The following is an 18,513-nucleotide window of genomic DNA, read 5'->3' on the forward strand; positions in this document are numbered from 1 at the left end:
TCATAATTACTTAGACTCTAAATACTTCAATAAGTTTTCTGGAGAAGATTCACCGTAAGGGTCATCATCTGCATTATCACGCTTACCTGGCTCAACAAACATTTTCTCAATTTCACCGTTATTTACGATCATTGCATAGCGCCAAGACCTCTTGCCAAAACCGATATTTGATTTGTCAACAAGCATATCTAAAGCTTGGGTAAATTCGCCATTACCATCTGGTATTGGTTTAATATTTCGAATTCCCTGAACCTGAATCCACTTATTCATAACGAAACTATCATTTACAGATAAAACATAAATCTCATCTATACCTAGCTCTCTAAATCTAGTTGCATTGTTTTCAAAACCTGGTAATTGATAAGTTGAGCAAGTTGGTGTGAATGCTCCTGGTAGTGAAAATACAATTACTCTTTTATTATCAAAAATATCAGCGGATGTTACATCTTGCCATCTAAATGGATTTGAACCACCAATACTCTCATCTCTTACTCTAGTCTTAAAAGTTACATTAGGTACTTTTTTAGTCATGTCTAACTCCTTCGTTTTGTTAAGCTACACTGTTATTGTATTACTCTTGAACATAATTTAAAATATATAATATTTATAGTAGCTATAAGCTTTATTTATTGAATATGAACACCCGTACTCTTGAATATATCATTTCTGTGTATGAAACTAAAAGCTTTATTACAGCGTCAGAAAAATGTTTTGTCAGCCAACCTGCACTAAGTATGCAAATAAAGAAATTTGAAGAGTATATTGGTATTCAAATCTTTGAGCGTGGTACAAAACAAGTCTTGATAACTAAATCAGGAATGAAAATCGTAAACCAAGCATATAAAATTCTTGATGAAGTAAATAACCTTAAGAAAATTGCTGAACCACTTTTAGAGAATGGTAAAATCAGCATTTCGATTGGTGCATTTCCAACTCTATGCCCATACTTAATGCCTAAAATTCTCCCTGCTATCAAGCGAGATTTTCCTAATCTAAGTATTGCTGTAGTTGAAGAAAAAACAGATATTCTCGTTAAAATGCTTGATCAAGGTAAAATCGATTTTGCCTTACTAGCAACACCTACAGAAAACTACCAATTCAAAAGAAAAAAAGTTTTTAATGATAAGTTTTATGTAGCTGTAGCTAAAACTAATCTATTAGCAAAAAATAAGCAAATATGTGTAAAAGAGATAGTTAAGTACAACCTTATGCTTCTTGATGAAGGTCATTGTCTTAGAGATCAAACTCTTAAGCTCTGTGCATTACGAGAGTTTAATAATAACTTTAAAGGCAGTAGCCTAGAAACCCTAAAACAAATGGTATCTATCGATGAAGGTATAACTCTAGTGCCTAAGATTGCTTGTACTAAGGCTGAAAACGTTAAATATATTGATATTGACAATAGAGATTTCTATAGGGAAATAGATTTAGTTATGCGTAAAAGCTCAATATATGAGGACCTATTTGCCAAGATAGCTAAAATAATTGCAAATAATTATTAGGATATATTAACTTTTTTTAGTTTCTATAAAAGTCATCATCCCTGAATGCATGTGATAAAGCATATATAAACCACTTCCTCAGTTTATCTGCTTTTAGTGTATAGTAACACTAGAGTTAGGCCAACATATATAGTATCCCTAGCTTAAACACATGTCCATGAATATGTATAGGATGTGACATACCAGTATTATTTTGGATTTTAAATAAATATGTTTTACCATATTCAAGCTCTATTGTAGAAACATCTGGCCAAGTTTGGTCATTATTTGCCAAACATAAAATTAATTTTAATTCTATAGTTTTGTCAATATTATCTACTTTGATGGAATCTTTTTTATCATGTAAGCCTCTAATTGTTTATAACTAAAAGCGCCTAAGTTCGAGCTTGCTACTATAGGAATAGTTAAGTTTTTATCATTTCTATTAGTAGTTAGTATTATTCCTGTTTGTTTTTTCTGCCATTCAACTTGACCTAGTATAGGGGAAATTCCTATTTTAAGGATTGTAACCTCTATATCCATTCTTTGAGCTATTGCTAATTGAAAAACATTACCTATACGGCTTTAACAGCTACTCCATCAACTGCAATAATACTGCCTTTCAAACTACCTAAATTTATCCAAAAATTTGTTGATGAAGAACTATTTATAAATCTTAAACGATATATTTGACCTGATATTACATCTTTAACTTCAGATTTATCATTAGTCTTATAATTAGTTAAGAAATCATCATACTCAACATCATTTAAGTCCATTTGCATATCTGAATTCATAGCCATAACGCCTTTGTGCATATGCTAGTTATTAAAACCATCACTATGCTTAAGATCATTCATTATTTTTTTCTGGCTTTTTAAAACTAAAATCTTGAAACATTACTACAATACCGTTCTTACTATTATAATTTTTTGGATAAAATATAAAAGGTGTCTCAAGAAGGTTTTGCTCTTGAAAACCATAGTAAGAATGCATCCAAAATGTCCCACTATGTTTTAATTTAAAACGATAATTATATGATTCTCCTAGATTAATGTTTCTTTGTATTAGCCTGTACCATCCTCTTTATTTGGTAGTATTAGACCATGCCAATGTAATATAACTGGTTCTTTTAGTTTATTTTTTAACAGTAATACTGAACTTATCACCTACAACTGTGTAATAACCCCATGTGCCAGTCTTTACAGATACATCTTTTCCATTAACTTTTATACTTTTATCATATTACAAATAGTTCTGTATTAGTATTCTTTGGATAAAATAAATAGCTATCACAAATATTAATATTGCTAAAGTTATTACTAATACTAATTTTGTTTTTTCTTCATCTATAACTACCTTTATAAAAACAACATCAATATACCCATAGCTATCATCATGATATTCTTTGTTAAAGATAAAAATCCTAAAGGAACATTGCTATTACCTCCTACGCACACACATTTAAGCTCACGCCTTTGGATATAAACAGCATAAAAAATAGAAACAGTACTTATTAAGCCTATAAATATAGCTATCGCTGCAGCGAAAATCCTAAAAATTGACGCGATAATGGCTATATTGACAAAAGCTTCTGCCTACTTACAGATATTTATCCTATCATCATCCAAGGTTCGTAAAGTGATATGATCATTTAAGGGTTTTCACCATTCTTTACAAATAGATCATCAATTTCTTTTGCGTGAGGATTGTCACTAATATATTAATCCCATAACTTATTTAAAATATCAATACTCATAACATTACTTCCCCCAGATTAAATTTAATTCCTTGTGCTAATGGTAAATCTTTATCATAGTTGATAGTACTAGTTTAGCGGCGCATATATGCTTTCCAAGCATCGAACCAGCTTCTCGCCCTCCTCCGGTATACTTCTAACTATCGAAACCACCACCAATCTCTGCTCCTACTAGGTACCAATATTTACATTAGCTATGCCACAATCACTGCCTAAACTAGATAAGAACTTTTCAGCATTTTGAAGATTGTCTGTAAATATAGAACTTGATAAGCCATACCTTACACTATTATTCAACCTGATAACTTCATCAATATCTTTAAAATATGTATAGTATCGGACAAAAGTTTTTTTCAGCAACGACCGGCATATCAGCATTAGCTTCAATAATCGTTGACTCAACAAAAAAGCTAGCTTTAGCAATGCTCTTACCACCTGTCAAACTTTACCATTTTGATTGACAGCTTGTTCTACTATCTTAGAGAAGTTAACAACTGATGCCTGATCTATAAGAGGTCTCATTAGATTAGTTTAATCGAGAGGATCATCAACTTTGACCTGCTTTATAAGCATTGACCATTTTCTCCTTGACTAAATCATAGATTGACTCATGGACAAAGAGTATTTTTAGTAAGTACATCTTTGACCAACTGCTCCAAAAACTGCTGCTGGAATTGCAAGTTTCAAATTCGCAGACTCATCAATAATTGTAGCATTATTACCTCTTAATTCTAAAATTGACTTACCAAATCTTTTAGCAACTTGCTGATCAACATCTTGTCTTACTCTTGTCGAACCTATAAAAGATATTAAATTTACTCTTTCATCATTAACTAGTGTTTTTGAAACCTCAACATCTTTAGAAATAACTGTGTAAAAAATTTCAGGGTAATTATACTCTTTAATTACCTTTTGACAAATATTATGTATTGCGATAGAATATAGAAGTGTTTTTTCGGATGGTTTCCAAATTACTGTATTACCACAAATTACTGTGTAAAATTCCATAACCATACTTCTACAGGGAAGTTAAAAGCTGAGATCACACCAACAACACCTAATGGATGCCACTGTTCATATATCCTATGATCATGACGCTCAGAATTCATCATCACGCTATAACAGCATACGTGATTGACCAACAGCAAAAGCTTCCATATCTATCATTTCTTGAACTTCACCATAACCCTCTTGTTTAGATTTACCCATCTCAAGAGATACTAGACTTCCTAGATGACTTTATTTCTAAGTAACTCTTCATCTATCAGTCTAACTAAACTCACCTCTTTTAGATGCTGGAATTTGACGCCACTGTTTGGCGACTTCAGAAGCTTTTGCGATAGCCTACTGCATAGCATCTACACTTTGATTTCTAACTTTAGCTAAAAGCTCACCTGTTGCAGGATTTAAAGTTTCTATAACGTTATTAGTATCATTAGTGATATGTGTTTCTAAACCTAAATCTAGTTCTTTTAAAATACTCATACTCCCCTACTATATTAATCCGCTTGTATTAATAACCCAGATTTCTTATAGAATTGACCAAATCTATTGTTATAAAAATCTTTTAGACATATCAATTCTTAATTTATAAAACCTTTAGGCTGATTTTTAGCATCAAGTAAAAGGTCAATACTTACACATAAGCTAGTTGCTATTGTTAGTTGTAAAGCTCAAAAATACTTACCAAACATAACATTTTGATAGATAATTCTGCGCAAAATGGCGTTCGGCTTTTAGACCTTTATGTATACCATCAACTTATACATAGATAATTACAACATCTTGATTAATACGTGGAATAGTTCTCTCCATAATTTTAACCATTGTCTTTAAATCTTGACCAAGCTTCATATTCTACATCAAGAATTTCATTTTTTCACAATGTCCTGAATAGCGAATACTTTTATAGTTTATATTTCAACCTTACCAACATAAGTCTCGATCATCGAACTAATACCACCAGAGGTATTAAAAGCTTTATAAGTAAAACCATCTATTTTAATTTCTTCAATATCTGCTAGTGCTGCTAAAGTTCTTTTCTCACCATCAACAATAGCTTCACATTGTTTAGCATATTCATTAATAAGACCTTCTGTAGACCAAGTTAATCCATACTGAAGTGTATTTAATACATTTAATGGTAAAGCACCTACCCTCATACGCACTGTATCAATTAAATCAAACTCTTGCATAAGGTTATTAGATACAATACTAATAAATCATTAATTAGTTGCTTCAACATCCTCAGTTAGATCAATATAATTAAGCTCAAGTCTACCAGCTAATTTAGCAATATTTTTATTAAGGAAAAATGGTAAACATGAAACAATCGTTTTAACATCATTTTGTTTTACATAGTTTAGTAATTCTGTAGAGTTTGCTGCATCCAATTCTACATATTTTAAATTATCAATATTTTTTTTCCAAGACTGGCTTATCATCTGGAATATATCTGTCAATCAAATAAACTCTGTAATCACCGCTTTCAAACAATAAGTAACTTGCAAGTGAACCGACTCTGCCAGCACTCAAAATTATAATATCATTCATAAATATCTCTTTTTCGTCTCCTATTTATATCACTTGGCTGGTCGCGAGTAAATATAATTCTGTATTGATTTACTATCTAGGTAATTTAGATATGTATTTATTAATATACTAGTTCACTATAAAAAAGTAATACAAAAAAATAATCTAATCATTATAACTTGTTTTTTAATGTCTCAATAAAATCAGTACTTATAATGAGATATGAAATAAATTCATGATGATAATTTTATGGTGGGTTGACTATAATAATAGACTACTAGGGGTGTAAAAGTAGTATTTAGATATAATTAAAAAATAAAATAATAGACTTTTTTAAACTTACCAATATCAACGATCCATAAAAGAGTAGTTTTACCTTGCTGAACATCAATTTTCTGACGAATATTGTTGACTTGAATCATATAATTACCACTATCGAGTTGTTGCTCAAACAAATCAATACTATTTGGTAGTAGTAGCCAACTTCTTAAATCAGCTCTTTTAGGATCGGTTTTTGATAAATCAAACTTCAAGGTACTACCTAATAAACCTCCTAAAGCGAAATTCTTTTCATAATCGTATTTAAATGCCTCGATAACAACATTTTGAGTTATAACTTTGGAGTATGCTTCTACCAAAGATTTCATCGCAAACAAAGTTGTATCTAACAAAGTTTCAGTATATATATCGGTTACATTAGTATCACCTGCTGAGATTATAACTTGCTTTGGATCAAACAAATTATAATCTGTGTTATACACTGGCAAATCCATTTTTCTGACACCTATATTACCAAGATCGAGACTTGCTTGAGCAGATCTGCGCGTATATACAAGTCCTTGCTCATACAATACTACTACTCTTCCCAAACCCATTGCAAATGGTGATGTCTGGCTTATTATCGCTGACCTAAACTCATTAGCAGTTTGATCAAGATACCTATTGCCGACTGTATATTGTTGTGCATCTTCAATATCTACCAAAGATTTTTGGTAATCTTTTGGAAATGCAGAATCAAGTAATGCTTTGAGATAGTAACTCATTGGATTACCATATGCATTGGGAATTCTTTTTGAAAACTCAAGTATGTTTGTCAATGCTTTAAAATTTTCTAAACCTAGATTATCGCTCGTTATCTCATTTCTATCTAAGTCTTTTTCTCCAAGCTGCTTCATCCCTTCAGCAAGAGTTTCTTGCTCATCACTCCATATTTTAGCCTTATCAAGGCTATCAAGTGCTTGTATTGCCTCCTTAATATTATTTGTTTCGAGATAGTTTAAAGCCTGATAAGTATACAAAAAAGTAATTGCATAGTCTGGAATATTATATGCATTCTTAATATCATAATAGTTATATGTATTTCTATTTAGAAGTATTTTTTTAGCTTGATCTAAAGACTGCTGATGATTTTTAGGTAGCGACTCTATAGCCTTGTTATAGGCTGTTATTGATGCTTGATAATCACTATTTAACTGTGATAATCTTCCAGATTCTAATTGATTGAGACTTTTAAGCTGTCTAACATTGCCGATACTATTATTTTTTTTGATTGCCTCAGTTACGTCACCTTGAACTAGTTCTTTACACACAGGGCTAAATAGCCAAGGATAACTACTAGAAACAAACTCTAGCTTTATGACATCTTTTTTTGCTGTACTACAAGAATTTAGTAATATTACAAATATAATTATAAATAAAAATTTACTAAAATTTTTCATTGTGATAACACCAGTGCCATGGTTCATATACAAATCCATAGTCATTGTTACGTGGAAAACTCAACTTAAAGCTATATTTATATGCGTTTTTAGTTAACCACTCAAAAGCATAAGTTTTTTCAAAGCTCTCTGTCAAAACCTCTTTTTCATCTCCAGTTGTTAAATCAATAGCCCTGCCAGTATGATGTTCACTCTCTCCTGGCAAAGCATTTACTTTCATAATCTGTTCTAAAGTCTGTCCACTAGCAAGTTTTCTATCTATAATTTTCTGCTGATACTCATAGCTTCTAAAGCCGGAAACTATAAATAGACTAACACCGTCATTAGTTGCTGCTTGTTTTAGAGCTAACCACGCTTTATAAGTATTTTTCTCTAAGAGTAAATCTCGATCAAAAAAATCTTTACCCACTGAAATAAGCTCATGCTGTTTGGCTTCTGGGAAATTTATTTTTCTTACCATTTAGCATCTTCTTCTAGTTTTAGTAAGTTACTAAGATAATTATGATGTGCAGAAATATCGCTAATACTGTCATCAGCTTTGCGTAAGTTTAGTTCATTAACATCAATATCAATACTATTTTTGCTTACTGTTTTGACTGTTTGAAGGCTTAGGTTAGTCTGCCCACCTGTCATAGCTAGATAAACATCAGCTAAAAGTTCACTATCTAATAATGCACCATGAAAAGTACGATGATCATTTCTAATTTGATATCTCTTACATAACACATCAAGGTTATTTTTCTGGAGAGGATGTTTTTTTCTAGCTAACTCAAGGCTATCTATAATTTTAGTAACATTTTTCTCTAGTGTTCCGTGCTTATTATTTTTTAAAAGGCTAAGTTCCCAATTAATAAATGGTACATCAAAAGCAGCATTATGAATTATAACTTCAGCATCTTTTAGAAAATTAATCATTTCATCAACTTTATCTTCAAAAAGAGGCTTATCTGCAAGAAACTCATTTGTAAGGCCATGAATAGCTAAAGCTCCAGCTTCAACTTCATAATTTGGATTACAATAGAAATGTAGTGTATTTCCTGTGATCCTTCTATCAATAACTTCAACTGCACCAAACTCAATAATCCTATTACCAATCTTATAATCAAAACCAGTTGTCTCAGTATCTATGAAAACTTGTCGTAACATTTTAAAAAATATTTATAAATATACTAGAATTTAATTATAGCAACAGATTACTTAAATCATAATGTATAGTTTATAGAAAGATAGTTTTGTCTTTCCGTAAAATTTGTACTACGTGAGATTATGTCAGTGTAATCAAATCCTAACCAAGAACTATAAAAGACATTAAATCGAAGCGCGCACCATATTGATATGAATAGTTCTTGGTGTTTTGAAGAATTTGAGAATAATTAACATATGGGATAACCCTTCTGTTAAAAACTGCAGCGGTGTAACTTGTTTGTACAGACTATGATGCTACATTAGCCCCGAACCTAAAAAAACCATCATAAATTAATTTAGCACTAGGTCTAATAGAACCAAAAATGGTACTTTAGCCATATTTTGTGAGCTAACAGCTGAAGAATGATTAATACCACCGACACCTTTATCGGTTATTAGTGCTTCAGCTTCAAAGTTTATATCTGAAACTGCCAAACCATAGTTAACATCAAATGTGCCAACATTACAGCCATTTTAGTTTGAAATCCAGAAACATTTGAGTAGGTTAAGTCAAAAAATTGATAATCGCTAGCTGTCTCCATTTGATAAATATACTTACTATTCAGCAAAACCCACACCGCTTTCACTTCCAGCGTTTGTAACATTGAAATAACTATTAGGATTAGTATCTAAAAGTACTATGTTTAAATGTAAATCTTAATTAAGTTATGATAAGAAAGATTAATATTACTTCATGATTGCATAAAATACGTTCTAGTTAATGTCGGAACATAGTTTGATACAACATCAAAGTTACCATACATTACTGTTGAGTTTGCTACATAACCAAAAAAGGACTCTCTGAGAAATTGCCTAAAATTAGTATATATAGTTTCGAGGTTATATTAATTCCGTTACGATAATCTTGATAAAGTATAAACCCTGCTAAAGCACTAAACCATTTTTAGATTGTTGAAGCAGCATAGCTTCAATTGAATATGTGAATAATTTAGTTTCTCCGCTAAGAGGAACCTTGTTTAATCTTTGCTAGTTAATTACAGCAAGTTTTGCACTCATATAGATATAATCATCTGCTAGAATTCCTTGTTGGCGTGCTTGTAGTATAAACAGTGGATCACTAATATCTTATTGGGTATTAAGTATTGCTTAATAAAATATCACATAGTTATCTATACCAAAAATGGTGGCTTAACTTTATCTGTATTAGTTCTTTTCAAAAGTATTTTATCAACATCAAAAGTTTTACCAGCAACTATAGACTCACTTTCATGTTGTTCAACAACATCAATTGCTGAGCTATCAGTTTTAATTGCTTGCTTAGCTTTATTAGTTTGAATAAGTTGTTTTTGCGTATTTATATCAGAAATTTGTTCAGCTGCATAGCTATTTAATAAGTAAGCAAGAGCAAACTTATCAAAGTTATAAAATATTTCTCATCTATACAGCTTAAAATACCGAGAATTTTTAAAGGTTAGAAGTATTAATATAATGAATAAATTTTATTATAGATCTGTAAGGTGATCAGATAGATACTCAGCAACATCTTGAGGAGAAGCTTTCATGCCTTGATCACCTTTCTTCCAATCAGCTGGACAAACTTCTCCATGCTCTTCTTAGAATTGTAAAGCTTCTACCATTCTGATAACTTCATCCATATTTCTACCTAATGGTAGATCATTAACTACTTGATGACTTACCACACCAGACTTATCGATTAAGAAAGTATCTCTAAATGCCATACCACCAGTAGATTGCACATCGTATGCTTTAACTATTCTTGGTTAATATCAGCAACCATAGTATATTTAACTGGACCAATACCCCATCATTTATTGGCGTATTTATCCAAGCATTATTAGTAAAATGTGAGTCAATTGATACATAATAAATAACCTACACCAAGCTCTTTAAGCTTAGCTGTTCTTTTATCTAAAACGATAAGCTCAGATGGGCATACAAATGTAAAATCTAATGGATATAATACTACAACAGTATACTTACCTTGAATAGCTTTTGCAAAATCATAACTATCAACAATCTCACCATTACCTAAAACAGCTAGGGCATTAAATGGTGCTTTTTTACCTACTAATATCATCCTTCATTTAATTAAAGTTTCATGGTCAATTTATCTTAAATTAGCGCTTGTAATTTTGCTTACTAATTGCACTTATGTCAACTCTATTTATTGTATATAATATCGTTAATAAATATTGATTTCAAAAAATAATATGCTTTTACCTGTTCATAAAAATACTAAACTACTAATTTTTGATTGTGATGGTACTATTGCAAATAATATGGATATCCATATAAATGCATGGCTTAATATTTTAAAAACTACAAAAGTTGAAATTGAATCAGTAGACTTTGATAAATATAATGGTTTACCTAGCAAATATATCCTAAAAGAAGTTTTTAACTTTGATGATAATCAAACACCTAAAATAGCGGATAAAATTAAAAAAACAACCTATGAACTACTAAATCAAACAAAGCCTATCGAACCTATAGTTGATTTAATTAAGCACTATCATAACAAAATGCCGATGCTGGTGTTATCTGGTGGCAAAAAGTTAAATGTATATAAATCTCTTGATGTGCTTGGGCTTAGAGATTTTTTTGATGAGATTATTACTACTGATGATAATCATCCAAGTAAAAATACTCCAGCCGCATTTACTATGCTTGCAGATAAATATAACCTAAGACCTCGAGAATGCCATGTTTTTGAAGATGGTGTTACAGGGCTTATCAGCGCTTTACAAGCTGGTATGACAGTTACAGATGTTAGAAACATTGAATTAGATTAAAAGATTTATAAAAAAATAATTGCTAAAATAATAACTTAAAATTTTTAGAGCTAATTTTCACTATGAAAAAACCACATTTTTAAGCTTAATTCTGTTTTGTTGTTTGGGTCATAGCAATGTTGTAAACTCCACTACTTGGAAAACAGCAGATATAGTAAGAGACTTCAAAACAAAATACTTTTGTAATAAAAACCTCTCTCAACAAGACTGTAATAAAAATATTAACAGTATTAAACAATATGGTATTGATATTAATTCGCTAGGAAATACTGATATCAAAAGTATTAAACTTGATAAAATAACATATCAAACAACAAATACTTTTGCTGCAACAGGTAAGATTACCTCAAAAGTATCTGGATTACTAATGTTGCCTGATATTGATTCACCTAAAGGTGTTATCTTATACTATCATCCCACTGTATTTAATAATGCTGGTGTACCATCAAACTTTAGTAAGGATAATCAAACAAGCCTTATTTTTGATGTTACTTATGCTGCAATATATGTTGCAAATGGCTATATTGTTGTTACACCAGATTATATTGGTCAAGGCGATGACTACAAAAATTATCATCCATATGTTTTATACCCTAAACAGACAGTAAATACAGCAGTAGATTTACTAAATGATGTTAGCAATGAAATCCGTAAAAAATATAATCTAGATGCTAGTGATACACTTAATCTTTTCTCAGTAGGCTATTCAGAAGGTGGTGGATACTCAATATGGAGTGCTAAATGCTTAGGGTGGCAAGGTAATTGCCAAGGTGTCAATAAATTAGGTAAGCTATACAAATATAGAGCTGCTGCAGGTTTAAGTGGTGCATATGATATCAGTCATACAACTCTAGATTTTATGATTGATAATAATGATTCACAAAAATATGCTCTACATAGTAAGCTTGCCACATCGATTCTAAAACCAGGCTTAATGGCTAATACATTGATGAGCTATCTACATTATAGCAATATATCAAAAACCATTTCTATCAATGACTTTGATAAAGGTTTCTTTGAAATGCAATGCTCTACTTTCCCACAAGAAAAATGTAACATCGCTGGCAAGCATTATACTTTCAACTCACTATTCCTACAAAAACACATCCTAAATAAAGATTTTGCTGATACGGTATTTAACAGTGCTTTATACAAAAAATATCCTCATCAACAATCAGCTTCTCATTATGCTATACCAACTGGTAATAACTCAATGTATGACCTATTTAATGAGAAAATTTTTCTAACCCAGAACTTATTAAAACTATGAAAGCTGCGGATATAGTTGATTTTGGTGAGAAAACTAGAACGCCTTTATACTTATTTGCTCTTAAAGAAGATTCTGTAGTTACCCGACTTAATTATGATAAATTCATGAAAAACGCTAATGCAATCGTTAATGGTTTTGTTTTAAACAATAATAAAATCCTAACTACTACTACAGATTGGCTGCCTGTTCAACTATATATAAATGAGGTTGATCACGTCACGGCTGAGACTTATGCTAATCTGTTTGCCTATAATTATATAAATGATATGAACAAGGTGTATTCATAAATTATAATAAAAACTATCACACAAAGAACAGCAATCTTAGTCAATAATAGTGGTCTAGAAAAACTTGAGAATGCAAATATCTTTATTGCCGTATGTGGCGTGTCAGTTCTTTTGTAATCGAAGCACTTACTAGAACTGGTATTGGTAAATTGACAATCGTTGATATGGATATTGTTGACCCATCTAATTATTAATCGTCAGCTCATTGCATTAAACAGTATCATAAGGTATATCTAAAGTACAAGTTATGCAACAACATATCACAGATTCAACCCACAATGCCAAGTTAATGCTCTGCAAATCATTTATAAATTCTCAGAATAACCAAGATTTAATTACTCAGCAAAGCTATAACTATGTAATCGATGCTATAGACACACTAAACGCAAAAATAAATTTAGTCAAAACTGCTCATCAATTAGGTATCAAAACAATATCTACATCAAAGCAGTATTTTCAACACAGAAAGGGATTTCTCCCCCTTCTTCCAATAGATCCACAACCTAACCAGCAAGGCAGATCTAGAGCAACAAATGGTACACTTAGTTATACATTCTTTATTTGGTTTGACTATAGCAGGGATTATAATTAAAGAAATAATCGATGATGATTTTAATTATTTTAAAAGACATAAAATACTAGAAATAGATTTCTATATTCCTTACCCTTTATAGTATTAATAATTATTTTTTAATGACAAAACTTAGCTTTAGATGTTTTATAATAAGTCTATTTTGCTTATTATTACTATAATTGCTCCGACACAACAAACATAGATAAACTAATACAGGGGCATGTGAAACACCCAAACAGCATCCTAACTGGAGAAAATCACTCAAACAAGCACAAGCAAAATACAATCTTGAGCCAGCCTTTGTTATGGCTTTGATTTATTAAGAGTCACGTTTTGACGCAAATGCAAAAAATAAATATTCATCAGCTTACGGATAAACTCAGGCAATCGATAGCACTTAGAAACATTTTTAACAACAAGTCAAAATAAATGCTAAGCATAATAATTTGATGATATGGTCGAATTTATTGGTTAGTATATGGTGCAACTCTCAAAAAGTTTAAGTATTAAAATGACAGATTACCAAAAATTTATATATGGCGTATATGCTTGGAGCAACTGGATTCAAACGTTACAAGGCAGGTACTTTTAAAAACCAAGCTAAAGTAGCTCAAGATAAAAAATCGCTGTAAGGTTAAAGCTTATACAAATTTATACGAATCTCAGCTACGAAAGTGTCAACTCTAAAAAATTAAATTAAAATCTATATGCAAGAGTAGTCATTACTTTTGATTGTAATTTCATAATAGCTTTTACAGCTTTGGGTAATTTCTTGCCACCTGCTTTTTCTGCCTCAACAGCATGTTCTGACTCATCAATATACATCTGTTTGAGAATTTTTCGTGAGCGGTTATCATTTAAAGGCAAACTTTTTAAATGCGAGTCAATGTGCTTAATTACTTGCTTTTCAGTCTCAACTACAAAACCATAACTTAAGCTATCACTAATAGACCCAGCAACAACACCAATACCAAATGATGCCCAATACCAAAACGGATTAAGTAAACTAGGTCTAGCTCCTAGCTCTTGAAGTCTCTCTCCACACCATGCCAAATGATCATACTCTTCATCGGCAGCATGATATAGATGCTCTTTTGTTTGTGCTGACTTCGCCACACTAGCTTGGCCTCTATATAAACCTTGAGCACAAATTTCACCAGTATAGTCAACTCTCATCAATCCAGCTGAATGTTTCTTTTCGACTTCAGATAACTCACCATCTGAAGTATTACTACTAGGAGATTTTCTATTCGGATTTAGTGGTACCTTTGTAAATCTAGCATAACTATCAAACTCTTCAATAACCCTGTCTAAAAATGATAACTTTCTCATAATTTAAAATTCCTCATTAGTAAAAACCATACAATGCGTTATCTGCAACAAGCGCAAATAGTAATATTAAGTATTAGAAATATCCAACCAACTGAATAACCTTATTGGATAGAAAATACCGTATAAATTACCAAAAAATACCACATACTACCATTGGTTCATTTCTACCTAAAAGTATACCTAGACATAGTGCAACTAATCCTAAAAAGCACATATTCTAGCAATATTTAATTTATGTCTAGAAAAGTAATAAATAGTAAACACAAATGCTAAAAATATAAACACTAACAGATTATAATATCGTAGTTAAATTATAAAAAATCATAATAGCATTGACAAATGCTTATGCCTTATAAATCTGTAAAAAAAGCTCTTTTTGGATGGCAGCTGACAAAAACAAGAAAAAAGTAGCAAAAAGAACTATTAAATTTTTGTGTACAATATCAGTTTCTGTTAGACCAAACATAAATATAACCATTCCGATAATACCTATAGCCAAACCAAAATTATTTATGATTTTCTTGAGCATCATATAATTAGTTAATAAGTTTACTTGAATACAATTATAATTATAAACTAATAGAGCTTACAAAACTTTTCATTGAATAACGACTAAGCTATTAGTTATAATGATTAGCATCTACTTTAATTTAGTTTTTAGCACAATAGAGGAGATTTTAATGGTTAGAAAAAAAATAGCATTTGTTGGTGCTGGTAACATTGGTGGTACACTGGCTCACTTAGCACTTATAAAGCAATTAGGTGATGTAATTCTTTTTGATATTGCTCAAGGTATGCCTCAAGGTAAAGCACTTGACTTATTACAAACTTGCCCTATCGAGGGAGTTGATTTTAAAGTTAGAGGTACAAATGATTACAAAAACTTAGAAAATTCTGATATCGTAATCGTAACAGCTGGTGTTCCAAGAAAGCCAGGGATGTCTCGTGATGATCTACTAGGTATTAATATCAAAGTTATGCAAGCAGTCGGTGAAGGTATTAAGCACAACTGCCCTAATGCTTTTGTCATATGTATCACTAACCCACTAGACATTATGGTAAATATGTTGCAAAAATTTTCAGGAGTACCAGATAATAAAATTGTTGGTATGGCTGGTGTATTAGATTCTGCCAGATTCAGAACATTCTTAGCTGATGAGCTAAATGTATCTGTACAGCAAGTACAAGCATATGTGATGGGTGGTCATGGTGACACTATGGTTCCTCTAACTAAAATGTCGAATGTTGCTGGTGTATCACTAGAGCAGTTAGTTAAAGAAGGCAAACTTAAACAAGAGCGCTTAGATGCTATAGTATCTAGAACTAGAAGTGGTGGTGGCGAAATCGTTGCTTTACTTAAAACAGGTTCAGCATATTATGCTCCAGCGGCTGCAAGTATTCAAATGGCAGAGAGCTTCTTAAAAGATAAAAAGATGATTTTACCATGTGCTGCTAAAGTAAAAGCTGGTATGTATGGCCTTGATGAAGATCTATTTGTTGGTGTTCCAACTGAAATTTCTGCAAATGGTGTCAGACCTATAGAAGTAGAGATTTCTGATAAAGAAAGAGAGCAATTACAAATATCTATAAATGCTGTAAAAGATCTTAACAAAGCCGCTGCTGAAATTTTATCAAAATAATTTTTTAAGATAGTTAGACAGCAAGCATTGTGCTGCCTACATCTCATAACTGATTCCTCAAAGTCAAGCACAATATTTGACTTTTTAGTATTCTAAAATTTGAAAAAATTGATAAAATTTCACTAGGAAATTACAATTATACTGATTCAGTATAGTTAGTATAAAGTATTTTAAATAGGTTTTTTTATGTCTAATCAAAGCTATATTGGCATTAATATTGATTTATCTAAAGATCACGAGCTTTCAGAGCAAGCTCAGCAACTACTGATAAATTATTATTGCTTACAAAATGAACCCTCTCCACAATACGCTTTTGCAAGAGCATCTGTTGCTTATTCTTTTGGAGATATGAATCTAGCTCAGCGTATTTATGATGCTGCAGCCAAAGGTTGGTTTATGTTTGCTTCACCTGTACTTTCTAATGCCCCACTTCCAGGTGCAAAAATCAAATCTTTACCTATTAGTTGTTTTCTATCTTATGTACCAGACTCATTAGAAGGGCTGATTGAACATTCATCTGAACTTAGATGGTTATCTGTAAAAGGTGGTGGTGTCGGTGGACATTGGTCTAGTGTACGCGCGGTATCTGATAAAGCTCCTGGACCTATCCCATTTATGCATACAGTAGATGCTGATATGGTCGCCTATAGACAAGGTAAAACTCGTAAAGGTTCATATGCTGCATACATCGATGTATCACACCCAGATATAATCGAGTTTTTAGGTATTCGCGTGCCTACAGGTGATGTCAATAGAAAATGTCTAAACCTGCATCATGCTGTGAATCTTACTGATGACTTCATGCAAGCAGTTGCAAATGATCAAGATTGGAAGCTTATTGATCCAGATGATAAAACAGTAAGAGATGTTATCAAAGCTCGTAGAATTTGGGAAACTATATTAGAAACACGTTATCGTACAGGTGAACCATACCTAAACTTTATTGACACAGCTAATAGAGCTTTACCAAAAGCTCAAAAAGATCTTGGTTTGACAATCAAAGGCTCAAATCTATGTAATGAGATTCACCTAGTTACAGATGAAAAACGTACAGCCGTATGCTGCTTATCTTCTGTAAATTTAGAAAAATATGATGAATGGAAAGATACTTCTCTTATCAAAGATCTGATTAGATTTTTAGATAATGTATTACAGTTTTTTATAGATCATGCTGGTGATGAAATTACCAAAGCTAGATATAGTGCTTCACGTGAAAGAAGTTTAGGTCTAGGGGCTATGGGTTTTCATTCTTATTTACAGCTTCATCGTGTGCCTTTTGAATCTCAAAGAGCAAAAGAAATTAATGAAGAAATATTCAAGCGTATAAAAGAGCAAGCTCTAGAAGAAACTCTTATACTTGGTGCAGAAAAAGGAGAAGCACCAGATATGGCTGGTACTGGACGTAGAAATGCTCATTTACTTGCTATAGCTCCTAATGCCAATAGTTCACTTATCTTAAATACCTCTCCAAGTATTGAACCTTGGAAAGCAAATGCCTTTACCTCTAGAACACGAGTTGGCTCACACCTAACTAAAAATAAATATCTAGAACAAGAGCTAGAAAAAATTGGTAAAAATACCGAGAAAGTTTGGTCAGATATTATTACTAATGGCGGCTCAGTTCAACAACTAGATTTTCTCTGTAAAGAGTTAAAAGAAGTCTTCAAAACTGCCATTGAAATGGATCAAGTTTGGTTGGTCTACCTAGGTGGTGAACGCCAAAAACATCTATGTCAAGGACAATCATTAAATGTATTTTTCCCAGCTGGAGCTTCACGTGAATATCTTCACAAAGTACACTTTAATACTTGGAAATATGGCTGTAAAGGTTTATATTATCTAAGAACAGAAACTTCAAATAGAGCTGAAAATATTTCTAAAAAAGTTGAGAAAAAAAGACTTATTGAATTCTCAGAGCTTAAGCAATCAGAAAATAAGTGTATCGCTTGTGAAGGATAAAG

General features: G+C 31.6%; 17 protein-coding genes and 8 pseudogenes. 7 read left to right on the forward strand and 18 right to left on the reverse strand.

Annotated features, from left to right (window positions below):
• Positions 1–6: 6 nt before the first annotated feature.
• Positions 7–531, reverse strand: coding sequence for a peroxiredoxin (locus tag C9379_RS04630; protein ID WP_143384650.1), 525 nt, complete (start codon positions 529–531; stop codon positions 7–9).
• Between the two features lie 104 nt (positions 532–635).
• Here C9379_RS04630 and oxyR point away from each other — a divergent pair, with 104 nt between their 5' ends.
• On the forward strand, positions 636–1,502 hold the full coding sequence (gene oxyR, locus C9379_RS04635; protein ID WP_143384649.1) for an oxidative stress transcriptional regulator OxyR: 867 nt from the start codon (positions 636–638) through the stop codon (positions 1,500–1,502).
• 115 nt (positions 1,503–1,617) lie between these two features.
• Here the strand turns inward: oxyR and C9379_RS04640 are convergent, their stop codons facing one another.
• From C9379_RS04640 to C9379_RS04720, 15 genes and pseudogenes are all read right to left on the reverse strand, one after another.
• Positions 1,618–1,857 carry a multicopper oxidase domain-containing protein gene (locus C9379_RS04640; RefSeq protein WP_425536931.1) on the reverse strand — a complete coding sequence of 80 codons (240 nt, stop codon included), beginning with the start codon at positions 1,855–1,857 and terminating at the stop codon, positions 1,618–1,620.
• Positions 1,818–2,024, reverse strand: coding sequence for a cupredoxin domain-containing protein (locus C9379_RS04645; RefSeq protein ID WP_343377535.1), 207 nt, complete (start codon positions 2,022–2,024; stop codon positions 1,818–1,820). Before C9379_RS04645 ends, C9379_RS04640 begins: the two co-directional genes overlap by 40 nt.
• A 32-nt stretch (positions 2,025–2,056) precedes the next feature.
• On the reverse strand, positions 2,057–2,299 hold the full coding sequence (locus C9379_RS04650; protein WP_143384646.1) for a cupredoxin domain-containing protein: 243 nt from the start codon (positions 2,297–2,299) through the stop codon (positions 2,057–2,059).
• A 34-nt stretch (positions 2,300–2,333) separates the two neighbouring features.
• Positions 2,334–2,549, reverse strand: coding sequence for a multicopper oxidase domain-containing protein (locus C9379_RS04655; RefSeq protein WP_143384645.1), 216 nt, complete (start codon positions 2,547–2,549; stop codon positions 2,334–2,336).
• Entirely contained in the window at positions 2,549–2,650 is a 102-nt protein-coding gene (locus C9379_RS04660; RefSeq protein ID WP_143384644.1) for a multicopper oxidase domain-containing protein, read from the reverse strand. Before C9379_RS04660 ends, C9379_RS04655 begins: the two co-directional genes overlap by 1 nt.
• A gap of 192 nt (positions 2,651–2,842) precedes the next feature.
• Positions 2,843–3,079 (reverse strand): annotated as a pseudogene (locus C9379_RS04665) (glutaredoxin); the annotation flags it as partial.
• A 3-nt stretch (positions 3,080–3,082) separates the two neighbouring features.
• Positions 3,083–3,201, reverse strand: a pseudogene (locus C9379_RS04670) (DUF1338 domain-containing protein); the annotation flags it as partial.
• 35 nt (positions 3,202–3,236) lie between these two features.
• A pseudogene (locus C9379_RS04675) lies at positions 3,237–4,725 on the reverse strand (aldehyde dehydrogenase family protein).
• Between the two features lie 428 nt (positions 4,726–5,153).
• Positions 5,154–5,435: a saccharopine dehydrogenase family protein gene (locus C9379_RS04685; protein WP_343377536.1), complete on the reverse strand. Its 282-nt coding sequence runs from the start codon at positions 5,433–5,435 to the stop codon at positions 5,154–5,156.
• A 30-nt stretch (positions 5,436–5,465) separates the two neighbouring features.
• Positions 5,466–5,702 (reverse strand): hypothetical protein, encoded by a 237-nt coding sequence (locus C9379_RS04690; protein ID WP_318263255.1) that lies wholly within the window; start codon positions 5,700–5,702, stop codon positions 5,466–5,468.
• 378 nt (positions 5,703–6,080) lie between these two features.
• On the reverse strand, positions 6,081–7,490 hold the full coding sequence (locus C9379_RS04695; RefSeq protein ID WP_318263254.1) for a COG3014 family protein: 1,410 nt from the start codon (positions 7,488–7,490) through the stop codon (positions 6,081–6,083).
• A complete protein-coding gene (locus tag C9379_RS04700) occupies positions 7,477–7,950 on the reverse strand; it encodes a M15 family metallopeptidase (RefSeq protein WP_143384642.1) in 474 nt (157 codons plus the stop codon). The genes C9379_RS04695 and C9379_RS04700 overlap by 14 nt, the downstream gene beginning before the upstream one ends.
• Positions 7,944–8,636 (reverse strand): DNA polymerase III subunit epsilon, encoded by a 693-nt coding sequence (gene dnaQ, locus C9379_RS04705; RefSeq protein WP_143384641.1) that lies wholly within the window; start codon positions 8,634–8,636, stop codon positions 7,944–7,946. Before dnaQ ends, C9379_RS04700 begins: the two co-directional genes overlap by 7 nt.
• Positions 8,637–8,692: 56 nt before the next feature.
• A pseudogene (locus C9379_RS08810) lies at positions 8,693–9,782 on the reverse strand (hypothetical protein); the annotation flags it as partial.
• Between the two features lie 356 nt (positions 9,783–10,138).
• Positions 10,139–10,734 (reverse strand): annotated as a pseudogene (locus C9379_RS04720) (peroxiredoxin).
• 133 nt (positions 10,735–10,867) lie between these two features.
• Here C9379_RS04720 and C9379_RS04725 point away from each other — a divergent pair.
• The 4 genes and pseudogenes from C9379_RS04725 to C9379_RS04740 all read left to right on the forward strand — a co-directional run bounded on the left by C9379_RS04725 (position 10,868) and on the right by C9379_RS04740 (position 14,267).
• The gene (locus tag C9379_RS04725) at positions 10,868–11,449 is read left to right on the forward strand and encodes an HAD family hydrolase (RefSeq protein WP_318263252.1); all 582 of its coding nucleotides are present in this window, start codon (positions 10,868–10,870) and stop codon (positions 11,447–11,449) included.
• 40 nt (positions 11,450–11,489) lie between these two features.
• Positions 11,490–13,006, forward strand: a pseudogene (locus tag C9379_RS04730) (alpha/beta hydrolase family protein).
• 247 nt (positions 13,007–13,253) lie between these two features.
• Positions 13,254–13,598, forward strand: a complete 345-nt coding sequence (locus C9379_RS04735; RefSeq protein WP_143384639.1) for a hypothetical protein — start codon at positions 13,254–13,256, stop codon at positions 13,596–13,598.
• A 101-nt stretch (positions 13,599–13,699) separates the two neighbouring features.
• Positions 13,700–14,267 (forward strand): annotated as a pseudogene (locus tag C9379_RS04740) (transglycosylase SLT domain-containing protein).
• A 9-nt stretch (positions 14,268–14,276) separates the two neighbouring features.
• Here C9379_RS04740 and coq7 read toward each other — a convergent pair.
• Both coq7 and C9379_RS04750 read right to left on the reverse strand, forming a co-directional pair.
• Positions 14,277–14,912, reverse strand: coding sequence for a 2-polyprenyl-3-methyl-6-methoxy-1,4-benzoquinone monooxygenase (coq7, locus tag C9379_RS04745; protein ID WP_143384638.1), 636 nt, complete (start codon positions 14,910–14,912; stop codon positions 14,277–14,279).
• Between the two features lie 16 nt (positions 14,913–14,928).
• Positions 14,929–15,441: pseudogene (locus C9379_RS04750) on the reverse strand (MFS transporter).
• Positions 15,442–15,592: 151 nt separating this feature from the next.
• Here C9379_RS04750 and mdh point away from each other — a divergent pair.
• Both mdh and C9379_RS04760 read left to right on the forward strand, forming a co-directional pair.
• The gene (gene mdh, locus C9379_RS04755; protein WP_143384637.1) at positions 15,593–16,552 is read left to right on the forward strand and encodes a malate dehydrogenase; all 960 of its coding nucleotides are present in this window, start codon (positions 15,593–15,595) and stop codon (positions 16,550–16,552) included.
• A gap of 186 nt (positions 16,553–16,738) precedes the next feature.
• Positions 16,739–18,511: a ribonucleoside-diphosphate reductase subunit alpha gene (locus C9379_RS04760; RefSeq protein ID WP_143384636.1), complete on the forward strand. Its 1,773-nt coding sequence runs from the start codon at positions 16,739–16,741 to the stop codon at positions 18,509–18,511.
• Positions 18,512–18,513 lie beyond the last annotated feature (2 nt).

Origin of the sequence: Francisella-like endosymbiont (assembly GCF_003069505.1) — a bacterium.
Classification (GTDB): Bacteria; Pseudomonadota; Gammaproteobacteria; order Francisellales; family Francisellaceae; genus Francisella.

Bases quoted from the DNA above. Each gene is read 5' to 3' on its own strand.
- C9379_RS04630 (WP_143384650.1), bottom strand. From the start codon at position 531: ATGACTAAAAAAGTACCTAATGTAACTTTTAAGACTAGAGTAAGAGAT.
- oxyR (WP_143384649.1), top strand. From the start codon at position 636: ATGAACACCCGTACTCTTGAATATATCATTTCTGTGTATGAAACTAAA.
- C9379_RS04645 (WP_343377535.1), bottom strand. From the start codon at position 2,024: ATGGATATAGAGGTTACAATCCTTAAAATAGGAATTTCCCCTATACTA.
- C9379_RS04650 (WP_143384646.1), bottom strand. From the start codon at position 2,299: ATGCACAAAGGCGTTATGGCTATGAATTCAGATATGCAAATGGACTTA.
- C9379_RS04685 (WP_343377536.1), bottom strand. From the start codon at position 5,435: ATGCAAGAGTTTGATTTAATTGATACAGTGCGTATGAGGGTAGGTGCT.
- C9379_RS04695 (WP_318263254.1), bottom strand. From the start codon at position 7,490: ATGAAAAATTTTAGTAAATTTTTATTTATAATTATATTTGTAATATTA.
- C9379_RS04700 (WP_143384642.1), bottom strand. From the start codon at position 7,950: ATGGTAAGAAAAATAAATTTCCCAGAAGCCAAACAGCATGAGCTTATT.
- dnaQ (WP_143384641.1), bottom strand. From the start codon at position 8,636: ATGTTACGACAAGTTTTCATAGATACTGAGACAACTGGTTTTGATTAT.
- C9379_RS04725 (WP_318263252.1), top strand. From the start codon at position 10,868: ATGCTTTTACCTGTTCATAAAAATACTAAACTACTAATTTTTGATTGT.
- C9379_RS04735 (WP_143384639.1), top strand. From the start codon at position 13,254: ATGCAACAACATATCACAGATTCAACCCACAATGCCAAGTTAATGCTC.
- coq7 (WP_143384638.1), bottom strand. From the start codon at position 14,912: ATGAGAAAGTTATCATTTTTAGACAGGGTTATTGAAGAGTTTGATAGT.
- mdh (WP_143384637.1), top strand. From the start codon at position 15,593: ATGGTTAGAAAAAAAATAGCATTTGTTGGTGCTGGTAACATTGGTGGT.
- C9379_RS04760 (WP_143384636.1), top strand. From the start codon at position 16,739: ATGTCTAATCAAAGCTATATTGGCATTAATATTGATTTATCTAAAGAT.